This is a genomic window from Clostridium sp. 001 (genome assembly GCF_019056555.1).
In the GTDB taxonomy this organism is placed as follows: domain Bacteria; phylum Bacillota; class Clostridia; order Clostridiales; family Clostridiaceae; genus Clostridium_B; species Clostridium_B ragsdalei.
The window spans coordinates 3796500-3810334 of sequence record NZ_CP020473.1 but is presented as its reverse complement, the minus strand read 5'-3'; the positions used below and the strand labels follow the sequence as shown (position 1 = coordinate 3810334).

Annotated in this window: 13 protein-coding genes; 2 read left to right on the top strand and 11 right to left on the bottom strand. The window is 30.5% G+C overall.

Annotated elements, in window-relative coordinates:
• Positions 1–32 precede the first annotated feature (32 nt).
• From smc to pta, 10 genes are all read right to left on the bottom strand, one after another.
• The gene (gene smc, locus B5S50_RS17885) at positions 33–3596 is read right to left on the bottom strand and encodes a chromosome segregation protein SMC (protein ID WP_217302458.1); all 3564 of its coding nucleotides are present in this window, start codon (positions 3594–3596) and stop codon (positions 33–35) included.
• Between the two features lie 14 nt (positions 3597–3610).
• Complete coding sequence (locus B5S50_RS17880) at positions 3611–3706, bottom strand: hypothetical protein (RefSeq protein ID WP_023163115.1); 96 nt, start codon at positions 3704–3706, stop codon at positions 3611–3613.
• Positions 3707–3731: 25 nt separating this feature from the next.
• Positions 3732–4799: an elongator complex protein 3 gene (locus B5S50_RS17875; protein ID WP_065077456.1), complete on the bottom strand. Its 1068-nt coding sequence runs from the start codon at positions 4797–4799 to the stop codon at positions 3732–3734.
• An 18-nt stretch (positions 4800–4817) separates the two neighbouring features.
• Positions 4818–5525, bottom strand: coding sequence for a ribonuclease III (gene rnc, locus B5S50_RS17870; RefSeq protein ID WP_065077457.1), 708 nt, complete (start codon positions 5523–5525; stop codon positions 4818–4820).
• Positions 5526–5787: 262 nt separating this feature from the next.
• Positions 5788–6021, bottom strand: a complete 234-nt coding sequence (gene acpP / locus B5S50_RS17865; protein WP_013237947.1) for an acyl carrier protein — start codon at positions 6019–6021, stop codon at positions 5788–5790.
• 118 nt (positions 6022–6139) lie between these two features.
• Positions 6140–7153, bottom strand: a complete 1014-nt coding sequence (gene plsX, locus B5S50_RS17860) for a phosphate acyltransferase PlsX (RefSeq protein WP_217302457.1) — start codon at positions 7151–7153, stop codon at positions 6140–6142.
• A gap of 99 nt (positions 7154–7252) precedes the next feature.
• Positions 7253–7438, bottom strand: a complete 186-nt coding sequence (gene rpmF, locus B5S50_RS17855; protein ID WP_065077459.1) for a 50S ribosomal protein L32 — start codon at positions 7436–7438, stop codon at positions 7253–7255.
• Positions 7439–7451: 13 nt separating this feature from the next.
• Positions 7452–7955 carry a DUF177 domain-containing protein gene (locus B5S50_RS17850; protein ID WP_065077460.1) on the bottom strand — a complete coding sequence of 168 codons (504 nt, stop codon included), beginning with the start codon at positions 7953–7955 and terminating at the stop codon, positions 7452–7454.
• A gap of 63 nt (positions 7956–8018) precedes the next feature.
• On the bottom strand, positions 8019–9215 hold the full coding sequence (locus B5S50_RS17845) for an acetate kinase (RefSeq protein ID WP_065077461.1): 1197 nt from the start codon (positions 9213–9215) through the stop codon (positions 8019–8021).
• A gap of 44 nt (positions 9216–9259) precedes the next feature.
• Complete coding sequence (pta, locus tag B5S50_RS17840) at positions 9260–10261, bottom strand: phosphate acetyltransferase (protein WP_065077462.1); 1002 nt, start codon at positions 10259–10261, stop codon at positions 9260–9262.
• Positions 10262–10671: 410 nt separating this feature from the next.
• On the opposite strand from pta, the gene B5S50_RS17835 reads away from it, so the two are divergent.
• Both B5S50_RS17835 and ylbJ read left to right on the top strand, forming a co-directional pair.
• Positions 10672–11901 carry a nucleotidyltransferase gene (locus B5S50_RS17835; protein WP_065077463.1) on the top strand — a complete coding sequence of 410 codons (1230 nt, stop codon included), beginning with the start codon at positions 10672–10674 and terminating at the stop codon, positions 11899–11901.
• A 254-nt stretch (positions 11902–12155) separates the two neighbouring features.
• Entirely contained in the window at positions 12156–13322 is a 1167-nt protein-coding gene (gene ylbJ, locus B5S50_RS17830; protein WP_065077464.1) for a sporulation integral membrane protein YlbJ, read from the top strand.
• Here ylbJ and B5S50_RS17825 read toward each other — a convergent pair.
• Entirely contained in the window at positions 13305–13829 is a 525-nt protein-coding gene (locus B5S50_RS17825; RefSeq protein ID WP_023163109.1) for a hypothetical protein, read from the bottom strand. The two genes, ylbJ and B5S50_RS17825, sit on opposite strands and share 18 nt — an antisense overlap.
• Positions 13830–13835: the final 6 nt, after the last annotated feature.

The following is a 13835-nucleotide window of genomic DNA, read 5'->3' as shown; positions in this document are numbered from 1 at the left end:
TTGACACATCCTTTCATCTTTTTTAGGTATATTTAATATTCGTCTTTTAAACTTACAGAAACAATTTTTGAAACACCTTTTTCCTCCATAGTAACTCCATAAAGCACATCACTTGCCTCCATAGTTCCTCTTCTATGAGTTATAACAATAAACTGAGTCTCATTTGAAAATTTCTTTAGGAAGCTTGCATATCGTGCTACATTTGCATCGTCAAGAGCAGCTTCTATTTCATCCAATATACAAAAAGGAGTAGGTTTTATCTTAAGTATTGCAAATAGAAGTGCTATAGCAGATAATCCTTTTTCCCCTCCAGACATTAGATTTATGTTTTGAAGCCTTTTTCCTGGGGGCTGAACTGTTATATCTATATTCCCACTAAGTTCATCTCCACCTGTAATTATTAAATCTGCACTTCCACCTTTGAACAACTCTTTAAACGTTTCATTAAAACTTTCTTTTAATCTATCAAAATTTTTTTTGAATACGGTTCTCATTTTTTCCGTCATAGCATCTATTACATTATTTAACTCTTCTTTTGATTTTACCAAATCTTCTCTTTGAGTACTTAAGAATGTTACCTTTTCTCTCAAATCACTATACTCCTGTATAGCACCCAAATTCACTATTCCTAATTTGGAAATACTATTTTTCAAACTTACTACATCTGAATTATATTTATCTAAATTTTCTATGTCCTTTTTATATTTTAGAGCTTCCTCATAGGTAATTTTAATTTCATTTTTTAGTTTTAAACACATATTTTCTTTTTCTGAATTAAGCCTAGCTAAAACTACCTGCACTTTATGAAGCTTTTCTTCTTTCTTATTTATTAAAAGAGTTAAACTTTCTAACTTTTCATTACATTTTTTTACGCTATCCTTTAATTTTATAAGTTCTTTATCATTTTCCTCTATACTATTTTTTAAAATTTCTATATTTTTATTTAAAACTTGTATTTTTTCTTTATTTTCATTTACCTTTAACTCTTGATTATGTATATTATTTTCACAATCTTTGTTTTGCTCAATTATACTGGATTTTTTCACGCTTAATTCTTGTATTTCATCTGTCAATCTCTTAAGCTCTCTGTTTTTATTTAAGATACTTTCATCTAATTGAGCCTTTTTTACTTTGAAATCTAAAAGTTTTTCCTTCATTTTTTCTATATTGATTTTATTTTCTTCCAGTTCCTCTTCTATTTTTAAAATAGAACTGTCATTTTCGTTTTGTTGTCCCAAGGAATTTTCTAATTTCTTCTTCTTATCCTCTATATTCTTTTCCTTCAACTCTTTATTCTTAGTCAAAATATCTATCTCTCTATTTGATATTTTCATATTTTCTATTAATTTAGAGCTTTCATTATCTATATTATTTATTTTTCCCTGAATCTTAGTCAATTCTATATTTTCAGAATAACCTTTTTCCTTTAAATCTAAAATTTCTTCATCCAATTCTTTTATACATTTTTTATATTCTTGCACCTTTGCATTTAAATCTTTTAGGGATTCACTTGTTTTTTTTATTTTAATTGCACTTTCTTCTATTTCACGCTTTCGCCCTATTATATTACTGCTCTTTTTTTGAAAACTTCCACCAGTAAGGGATCCTCCTGAATTTACTACATCTCCAGCTAAAGTAACTATTCTAAAACTATATCCACTTAATTTAGCTATTTTAAGTGCACTATCCATATCCTCACATATAACTGTCCTTCCAAGTACATATTCAAGTGCATTTTTAAATTTATCCTTATAATTTACGATCTCATTAGCGACCCCTATATATCCACTTATACCCTTAAACCTTTCACTATTAGAAATCTTTTTTCCCTTTATTATATTAAGGGGCAAAAAAGTAGCTCTTCCCATATTTTTATTCTTCAAATGCTTTATGAGAGCTTTTGCTGTAATTTCGTCTTCAGTTATTATATTGGATATGGCACTGCCAAGGGCAACCTCTATACAAGTTTCATACTCTTTAGGTAACTCTATAACCTCTCCAAGCAAAAAGCAGCTGTTTTCAGGCACTCTTACTGCCTTATCTTTTATATCCTTCATAAGTGATTTTACAGACCTATTATATCCTTCATAGTGCTGCTGTAAATTCAAAAGCACAGTATAATTTGCCTCTAATTTGTTATAAGTTCTATTTAATTCTTTAAGATTTTTTTCTTCTAAAACAAGATTAGTATTAGATTTTGAAATTTTCTTTTTATTTTCTTTAACTTTGTCTTGATATTCCGATATTAGTTTTTTTATACTAGATACTTTTGCAACCAGCATATCTTTAGTACTAGCATTTATTTTTATAGAATGAACATAGCTTTCGCAGGAGCTTTTCATATTATTAATTTTATCAAGTGTATCTTCTATTTCCTTTTGTGCAGAAGATATTTCATTTTTTAAGTTAGATATATTACTTAAATATTCTATCTGATCATCCTTTAATTTCTTATATAAGTCTTCTCTTTCTACTGCATTTTTTTGTACATTTCCTATATTATCGTTATACTCAGATATACTATTCTCTAACTTATCCTTTTCCTCTTTTAACTTAGAAATGCTATTTTTTTGAAGTTCCACCTGCTGCAGCTTTTTTCTCTTAGATTCTTCAACTTGTTTTAACTCTAAAAAATTTTTTTCTATAGTTTCCTTTAAATTTTCTATTCTTTGTTTTAAAAGTTTTATTTCACCCTCTGTTTGTTGAACACGTTCTCGGTCTCCATAGTAATTTGTTTTACAGTTAGAACTTTTATTATTAAAATCCTCAATTTGTTCATTTCCAGTTGCTATCTTACACTTTAAATCCACAAATTCTAAATTCAATTTTTTAACTTCTTTATCCATAAAATCTGTAGATTTTTGGTTTTCTCCAATTTTACTTTCTATTTTTTCCATAGAATGAACTAATAAATTTATTTCCTTTTCCTTCAGCTGCTTTGATAGTTTCAAAAATTCATTGGCCTTGTCATTTTCCTCTTTAAGTGATTCTAACCTTTCAGTATGAGTTTCTAAAATATCCTCTATTCTTACCAAATTGGCATCAGTATTTGATAGTTTTTTTTCTGCTTCTTCTTTTCTCCACTTAAATTTAACAATACCCGCGGCTTCTTCCAGCACACTCCTTCTATCTTCAGGTTTTCCACTCAATAAGGCATCTATTTTACCTTGTCCTATTATTGAATAACCTTCTCTTCCTATACCTGTGTCCATAAATAGTTCATTTACATCTTTTAATCTACACTGAGTATTATTTATGTAGTATTCACTTTCTCCAGATCTATAAAGTCTTCTTGAAACAGTTACATCAGAATAATCAATAGGAAGTTTCTTATCCTCATTATTTAAGGTAAGAGAAACCTGACATAATCCAACTGGTTTTCTATATTGAGTACCAGCAAAAATTACATCTTCCATCTTTCCGCCTCTAAGGCTTTTCACGCTTTGTTCCCCTAACACCCATTTAATTGCATCAGAAATATTGCTCTTTCCACTTCCATTTGGCCCTACTATAGAGGTAACTCCCCCTTTAAATATAAGTTCCGTCTTGTCCGCAAAGGATTTGAATCCTCTTATCTCTATATTCTTTAAAAACATCGAAAAGCAGCCCCTTATCTAAAAAGCATTGGAAGAAGCGTAACTAAAAACATAAGCACTACAAAAACTATCATTACCTTCATCATTTTATCTCTAGTATTCTTTTTCATAATACACACACTCCTTTAAAAAACTCTACCTTTCCTTACACTTATCTGCTATATATTCATCTATAGATACGGATTTAGTTACTTCCTCTTCAATTATAACTATGTTTTCCCTACTAATTGAAGGATCTTGAATAACTTTTACAAAACATTTACCAAATTTTTTTTTCATCTCATTAAAATATCTTCTTTTATTTGCATACAACTTTGAAATATCCCTATTGTTTATCTTTATAACTACATTTCCCTCATAAGACTCTGATATGCTGTCTTCTATCATATTATTGTAAATACTTCCTTCTACCAATTCCCTAAAGGCAGGATGAAAAGGACCCGCTATTACATCTTTACCTACATTTATTTCTTCTGTAGGCTGAAGTCCCATCCTTATTACATTTATTTTATTTTTCCGCAAGATATAATACAAATTTCTGCATATATCCACTGCTTCATCTAATGTATAAGGTTTATATACACCTTTTTTGTACATGGTCTCCATGAAAGTTCCCTTTATTACAAGAGCAGGGTATAATCTGTATATATCCGGATTCATAAGTACGGACTTTTTTACAGTTTCCATATCTTTTTTGAAAGTATCTGAAGGTAACCCCAGCATAATCTGGTGTCCTAATGTGAATCCATACTCCTTTATAAGAGAAGATGCTTTAACAACATCCTCCGCAGAATGTCCTCTTCCTGATTTTATAAGCACTTCTTCATCTAATGACTGTACACCAAGTTCTATAACGTCTACAGAATAGCTTTTTAAGTTATCCAGTATACTTTTGTCTATATAGTCTGGTCTTGTTGACATATGTATAAGATCTATATCTCCTCTATCTTTATACTCTTTAGCCACACTTAAAAGTTCATTTTGCCTTTCCATAGGAATTGCAGTAAAAGTACCTCCAAAAAAAGATACTTCTACTACGGAATTTTCGCGTTTTATAGTTTTTAAATACTCATTTATAGTATTTCTAGTAAAACAGGCATCAACTTTTTCCTCATTTCCTGTAATTGCAGTCTGGTCACAAAATACACAATTATGAGGGCATCCTTCATTAGGTACAAATATAGGTATTATATAATGTTTCATTTTGACTTATCCTCATTCCTAAAGCATACTTACTTTTACATTTAATTTCATCAAAGCATCCCGAGCTGCATTTTGCTCCGACTCCTTTTTGCTGTATCCTACGCCACTACCCAAAGCATTTTTTTCTGTACACACTTCAGTATAAAACTTTCTTCTATGAGGAGGTCCTTCATATTTTACGAGGTTATATTCTATAGATACATCCCCGTCTTTTTGTAAAGTTTCTTGAAGCTTGGTTTTATAATCCATAATTATTCTATTTTTAATAGCATTTTCTATAATATCTTGAAAATTTTCAATTATAAATTTTCCTGTCTTCTCATATCCAAAATTCAAATAAATTGCAGCAATAATCGCTTCAACACAATCTGCCAATATAGAGGTTCTTTCTCTTCCTCCTGTAATTTCTTCTCCCTTACTCATTTTTATGTATTTACCAACATTCCATTTTTTAGCTACATGATAAAGGGAATTTTCACAAACTATAAGAGACCTTTTTTTTGTAAGCTCTCCTTCAGGTTTACTTTTATATTTTAAAAATAAATATTCTGATATGCAAAGCTGCAATACAGAATCTCCTAAAAATTCTAATCTTTCATTGAATTTTATATTTTTTCTACCATTAGCATATGAACTATGAGTCAAAGCTACTTCTATGATTTCCTTATTGCTAAAACTCATATTGAATTTCTTTTCTAGTAATTCAATAAAGCCTACCTCTTCCATTTTCTAATTCTCCTTTTGAAGTTTATTCTTCAGTTTGCCATAGACCAACTATATAAAAAACAAACTCAAGAATAAATTCATTACTGTAATCAAAGATTTAAATTAAAAGTCCCGATTTAACGGGACTTTTAAGCATATACTCTGTTTATCCGATGACTATCTGCTCTAATACTCCTTGGAGTAAAGAGCAGCTACGTCCCTGGATAACGATTTCTAAGCATCAGGTGGAGTTAAAAACTCCACCTGATGCCAAGAACTCTGTTTATTCTTCAGTATGAGCCTTTATGTACTCAACTACATCTCCCACTGTTTTTACCTTCTCAGCTTCTTCGTCTGGTATTTCAATATCAAACTCTGTTTCAAGAGCCATTATTAACTCAACGATATCAAGGGAATCTGCACCTAAATCGTCAATAAAAGATGATTCCATTTTTATTTCATCAGAGCCAATTCCAAGTTGTTCAGATATTATTTTTTGTATTTTTTCAAAAATCATAATTTCGCCTCCAAAAATTTTTCATACATAAATAATATTACATAAGTTATATACCGTCAATAATAAATATATTTATTATACTAACTTATATTATATCAATACATTTATATTATATACTTTATATATTATTACTTTCTGCATTATGTATTTTTTCTATTTCAGATTTTATTTTTCCAACAACATTATTTTCATAACAGCTTATGGCTTGCATTACTGCATTTTTAAAAGCTTTTCCATCAGAACTTCCATGAGCCTTTACACATATGCCATTACATCCTAAAAAAGGAGAACCACCATATTCTGTATAATCAAATTTACTTTTTAAACTCTTAAAAGCAGGTTTTAAAATAAAAGCTGCCAACTTACTGCTAAAGGATTTCATAATCTCTTCTCTTAACATGGAAAATAAATTTAACGCTACTCCCTCATACATCTTTAAAACTGTGTTTCCTACTACTCCATCACAAACTAATACGTTCACATCTCCATTTGTAACATCTCTTGGTTCTACATTCCCTACAAAGTTAAAATCCATGCTTTTCAAAAGTTTATATGCACTTTTAGCCAGTTCATTTCCCTTTTCTTCTTCTTCACCTATATTTATAAGGCCTATAGATGGGTTATTTACTTTTAGTATGCTTTCAAAATATATCTTGCCCATAAGAGAAAATTGCTGCAAATACTGAGGCTTACAGTCCACATTTGCTCCTGCATCTATCACCATAAAGTTTCCATTTTTTCCTGGCATTACAGGAGCTAATGCTACTCTATCTACCCCTCTAATTCGCCCTACGATTAAAGTTGAACCTGCCATAAATGCCCCTGTACTTCCTGCTGATATAACAGCATCCGCTTTACCTTCTTTTACAAGATTCAGTGCCTTAACTAAGCTAGAGTCCTTTTTTTTCCTTAAAGCCATAACCGGGGATTCACCTGTAGTTATAACCTCTTTAGTATTTAAAATATCTATTTTGTCCTTAGGATAATTATATTTAGCTAATTCATTTTCAATTTGCTCTTTTTGGCCGGTTATTATTATATTTACGTCTTGCTTTTTAACTGCTTCTACCACACCTTCCACTACAGCGCAAGGTGCAAAATCTCCTCCCATACCATCCACAGCAATTATCATATTTTCACATCCTATCCTATAATCTGGACCTTTGTTACTTAATATGGTCTAATTTTTGTAGACCCCATGAACAAAAAAAGAAAGTCAAATGACTTTCTTTTATTTATTTTCAGTTGAAATGATTTCCTTACCCTTATAATATCCACAATTCTTACAAACTCTATGTGCAAGTTTCATTTCATGGCACTGAGGACACTCAACTAAACCTGGTAAACCTAATTTAAAAGTCTGTGCTCTTCTTGAATCTCTTCTTGCTTTTGATATTCTGCTGGCTGGATTTCCCACAGTAAACACCTCCTTAATCAGTGAAAAACATATCTTTTAGCTTTGCCAATCTCGGATCAATATCATCGCTTTTGCACTGACATTTAGAATTATTTAAGTTAGTGCCGCACTGTTGGCATAACCCTTTACAATTCTCGTTGCAAAGCCTCTTAATTGGTAAAATTAATATAATGTTATTTTCTATTATTTCCGTAATATCAATGATATTACTATCTATAAAGATGGCTTCATCATCCTTATTTTCCTTATTATTATTTGTAAATCTTTCAGTAATAGCAACATTCACAGCATAAGAGAATTTACTTAGACATCGTGAACAAGTGAGCTCTAGTAAAGTATTAATTCTTCCTTCTAACAGAAGAATATCTTCCTCTTTACTTAAAGTTCCGCTAAACTTTAGAGGCTCTAATAATTTTATGTATTCACTTCCATCATAGAATCCCTTTTCTTTTACTGTAACATTTACATTCTTTGTAACAACTTCTTCACTTAGTAAATCTGATACATTTAATTTCATATCACTCACCTCTATATATTAGCCACAACCTATTATATAGAGATGAGCATTAAAAGTCAAGTCTTATTTATTTTCAACTATTTCTTTTGTATCCCTAGCTATCATAAGTTCTTCATTTGTAGGAATTACTAATACTTTTATCTTTGAATCAGGTGTGCTTATTTCTAGTGCTTCTCCCCTTTTCTTATTCTTTTCTTCATCTATTTTAATTCCAAAATAGCTTAATCCCTTACATATAGCAGATCTGCTAGTAGCTGAATTTTCTCCAAGTCCTGCTGTAAATATTATAGCATCTGCTCCATTTAAAACTGCAACATAAGCTCCTATGAAAGATTTAACTTTGTGATAATACATATTTAATGCAAGTTTTGCTCTATCATTTCCTGAATTTGCAGCTTCTTCTACATCTCTAAAATCGCTGCTTACTCCTGATACTCCAAGTATTCCTGACTTTTTGTTCATTAAAGTATCCATTTCATCTACAGACATACCTGTTCTTTTCATTACAAATGGTATTATAGCTGGATCTATATCACCACATCTAGTTCCCATTACAAGTCCTGCAAGGGGAGTAAGTCCCATAGTTGTATCTACTGCTTTTCCCTGGTTTACTGCACATATACTAGCTCCATTTCCTAAATGACAAGTTATTAGCTTAAGATCTTTTGGATCTTTCTTTAACAACTTGGCTGCTTCAATTGAAACGAATCTATGAGAAGTTCCATGAAAACCATATTTTCTGATATCATACTTTTCAGATATATCATAAGGTATTGCATAAGTATAAGCATAATCTGGCATTGTCTGATGAAATGCTGTATCAAATACTGCTACCATTGGAGTATTTGGCATTAGTTTTTTACAAGCATCTATTCCCATTATATTAGCTGGATTATGTAATGGTCCTAATGGAATACATTCTTCTATTGCTTTCATTACATTGTCATCAATAAGAATGGATGCCGCATATTTTTTTCCACCATGCAAAACTCTATGCCCTACAGCAGATATTTCTGACATATCTTTTATTACACCATGTTTTTTATCTACAAGAGCATTTAATACTAATTGTATAGCAACTTTATGATCTTCCATTGGCTGCTCTGTAACAAACTTTTCTCCGTTAACTTTATGTGTTAAAACTGAACCTTCTGCTCCTATTCTTTCTACAAGTCCTTTTGCCACAACGCTTTCATCTTTCATATCAATAAGTTGATATTTTAAAGATGAACTTCCACAGTTTACTACTAATATTTTCATGTTTAATATTCCTCCTAAAAATGAATCATTTATGCTTTTTGTTATTACTTTTGAGCTTGTGCCTGAACTGCTGTTACAGCTACTACATTTACTATATCATCGGAGTTACATCCTCTTGACAAATCATTTATAGGTTTTGCAAATCCCTGGCATACAGGTCCTATAGCATCAGCTTTTGCAAATCTTTGAACAAGTTTATAACCTATATTTCCTGCTTGGAGATCTGGAAATACAAGTACATTTGCTTTTCCTGCTACTTCACTTTCAGGAGCCTTTAAACTTGCAACCTTTTCTACGATAGAGGCATCTAATTGTAATTCTCCGTCCAAACTTAAATCTGGTTTAGCTTTTTTGGCAATTTCTACAGCATTTCTAACTTTATCTACTAATTCGTGTTTTGCACTTCCCTTAGTAGAAAATGAAAGCATTGCTACTTTTGGATCCATTCCACATAAGTTCTTTGCAGTTTCTGCTGTACTTATTGCAATTGAAGCCAATTGATCACTATCTGGGCATGGATTTACAGCACAATCAGCAAATAGAAGTACACCATTGTCACCATATTCACAATTTGGTACTTCCATTATAAATGTGCTGGAAACTACTGATGTACCTGGAGCTGTCTTTACTATTTGAAGTCCTGGTCTCAAAAGATCACCTGTAGTATGCACTGCACCTGAAACCAATCCATCTGCATCTCCAAGCTTAACCATCATCGTAGCAAAATATATTGGATCTCTTACTATTTTATCCGCTTTTTCTGGTGTTATTCCCTTCTTCTTTCTCAATTCATAAAAAGCATCTGCATATTTTTTTAGTTTATCCGAGGTTTCTGGATCTACTATTTCTGCTCCATTTAAACTTACGCCTAATTTTGATGCCTTCTCCTCTATTACCTTTTCATTCCCTACAAGGATTAAATTTGCAATACCTTCTTTAATTATTTTTTCACAAGCTTGAAGAGTTCTTTCTTCTTCTCCTTCAGCTAAGACAATCTTTTTTTTGTCTTCCTTTGCCTTATTCCAAATTTTTTCCATCAATTTCATGTTTATTTCCTCCCTTTAAATTTAACACAAAATTACACACACTTATACTATAATCCTTTTTAGTTGTATTTTTCAATAAAAATTATTCAAAAATATAACTTTTGCTAAGAAATTTCACAGATTAAAGTATCACAAAATTTTACTAGTCAATACTTTACTCAATATTATACAATGTAAATCAAATAAGTAAAAATTTAATCTGAAAATAGATACTCTATTTAAAAATCCTACACTAATACTTATTTTATTGTTATAATATGTATATATTTTACTTAGGCATTTTCAAATAAATAATCAATCAGTATGCTAGCCTATTTTTTTAAATGCCCTGTACTCTGTACTTATAGTTTTCTAATGAAATAAACAGAGTTCTTGACATGGAATAAAATATTTTAGAAAGGAAAATTTCTATGAACGTAACTGGAATAATAGTTGAATATAATCCCTTTCACAATGGACATAAATATCATATTGAAAGTGCTCGTTCTGCTACAAAATGCGATGCTGTAATAGCAGTTATGAGTGGTAATTTCGTGCAAAGAGGTGCACCGTCTATAGTTGACAAATGGACTAAAACCAAAATGGCACTTCTAAATGGAGTAGACCTAGTATTTGAACTTCCTGTTATCTACAGTCTATCTTCTGCTGAATTTTTTGCCTACGGTGCTGTAAGTCTCTTAGAAAATTTGGGTGTAGTAAAAAATCTTTGCTTTGGAAGCGAATGCAGTAATATAGACTTGCTAAAATCTATTGCAAAAATTCTTGCAATAGAGCCTGACCAATTTAAGTTATTTTTAAAGGAAAAAATGTCACAGGGTATGTCCTATCCTTCTGCACGAAATAGTGCTTTAAATAATTTTCTATTAAATACTAAAAGTTCTCTTGCAAAGTACAATATAGATGAAATACTTCAATCTCCAAACAATATTTTAGGTATAGAGTATTTAAAAAATCTAATAAGGATAAAAAGCAATATTACTCCCATATCAATAAAAAGAATTGGAAGTTCATATAATAGCTTAAATATAGAGCAATCTTTTTCCAGTGCATCATCTATACGTAATTTCTTAAAATTAAATGGCAACATAAATGACTTAAGTTCTAATATTCCAGAAAATGTACTTTCTATTTTAAAGGAAGTTCAATCTACAGGATGTGGTTTTATTTTCGAAGATTGTATGGTACCTTATTTAAGATATAAATCCTTCCTATATGAAAATAGAATTAAAAGTTTACCTGACATATCCGAAGGAATTGAAAATAGAATACTTAGATCCCTACAGAATAATTATTCCTACAACGATATAATAATTAAATCCAAAACAAAAAGATATACTTACAGCAGAATAAGTAGAATATTATGCCAGTTTTTTTTAGGATTTGAAAATTTAAATTCTGAAATATTGAGAAGAAATATATGCCCCTATGGAAGAGTCTTAGGATTTAATTCTACCGGTATAAAAGTACTTAAGGAAATGAAAAATAGCTCTTCCATTCCAATTTATGTAAAGATTCCAAGAAAAATAAATGAAATGCTGCAATTAGACATACAGTCCTCAAAAGCCTATAGTCTGTTAAACAAAAACATATCCTTTAACAGTGACTACCTTCAAAGTCCTATCATAGCAGATCAAATTTAGAATAAGTTTCCTACTTTTTAAATATAATTTAATAAACTGTGTTCCTCCGATGACTACCTGCTCTAATACTCCCACTTCTCCAAGGAGTAAAGAGCAGCTACGTCCCTGGATAACGATTTTCCCTAAAGGATAACGCCTTCTAAGTGCTAAAGCACTAAGAAGCCTGTTAATAAGCATCAGATGGACTCAAACTCCATCTGATACCAAGAACTCTGTTTATATTCAATAAATTTTTTAAAAAGTAGGTGATATTCTTGGAAGTTTTATTTTATCTATTAATATTTGCAATATTAATACTCCTTTTTATTTTACTAAAAGATAAAAATTTACTTATAACTATAGTATGTTCAATTTTTATAATTGAAATTATACTTGCACCAAAACTATGTATAGATGGGGTAATTTCAGGCAGTCTGCTATTTTTTTACAAAGTATTTCCATCTTTATTTTCATTTTTAGTTGTATCCAACATAATACTCTCTTGTGATGGAGTATACATATACTCAAAATTAATAGGTAAAGCCCTGTGCAAACCCTTAAGGCTCCCAACTAGCTGCAGCTTCGTGTTAATCATAAGCACACTTTGTGGGTATCCCCTTGGAGCAAAGTATGCTTGCCAGCTTTATGAAAAAAAAATAATAGACCTTTTCACCTGCGAGAGGCTTTTAAATATAGCTTCTAATGCAAGTCCTCTCTTTATGCTAGGTTCTGTTGGAGTTTCCATGCTAAAGAGTCCTTTTATAGGATATATACTATTACTTTCTAATTTGCTATCCTGTATAGTTATGAGTTTTTTGATACCTTCTAAAAAAATATATTACAACCCTATTGCTTATAGAAATCATTCTCATGAAAGTGAAAACATCGGAAAAGTATTTAAAAACAGCATTGAAGATTCTTTAAAAAATTGCATATCAATAGGTGGATTTGTCATATTATTTTCTGTTTTAAATAGCATTTTAAAAAATAACATTCTATTTAATTTACTAATCAATAGTATTTCAAGTGTAACTCATATTTCGGGTAATATAATGGAAGGAATCTTCCTTGGAATGATAGAAATGACTAATGGATGCAGTTTAATATCGTCTTCTACTGCCTCCCTTAATTTAAAAATTATACTAGTAAGTTTTTTATTCACCTTTAGCGGACTATCAATTATATCCCAAGTATACTCTTTTACCTATAAATTTAAAATATCTTTAAAAAAATATTCTCTTAGGAAAATACTACAGGGAATAATATGCTCCATATTTAGCTTATCACTTTATAAGCTATTCTCACTAAAATTATCGCAAGAAACTTTTCTACCTTATTATAAAATAACTACATACTTCAACAACTTGTTTATACTTACTATACTTTTACTTATTACTCCCTGGATTTTATATAAATTAAAACATTTATTTCATGTCTCTTAGTTCTTTTATATTTGCTCTTATATCTTCAGTCTTTAGATCCATACTATTTACTAAATTGTTTAACATCTTTTGAAGCTCTACTTTCAGCGTTGCTAGCATCTCATCATTTTTCCTTGATAACTCATTGTCCAGCTGGCTTAATAGTTCATCTGCATAGTCTCGAGCGCCTAGTCTTATTGCCTTGGCGTTTTTCTTCGCAGATGATATAATTTCCTCTGCCCTCATATTAGCTTCTTTGGTAATATCATGATTTTCTATTTGACGTCTTAACAAACTCAAATTTTCTTTTTTCATAGTTTCAGATTCTTGTACAGCTTCACTTAAAATTCTCTCTTTTTCGTTTACTATCCATTGTGCCTTTTTAAGCTCGCTAGGAAGGTAATCAACTATTTTTTGTAGCACATCTAAAATTTCCTTTTTATTTACCATAACCTTCCCTGTCATAGGAACTTTTGCAGATGTATCTATAATTTCTTCAAGATATTCTATTAATTTAATAGCATCCATAATTTT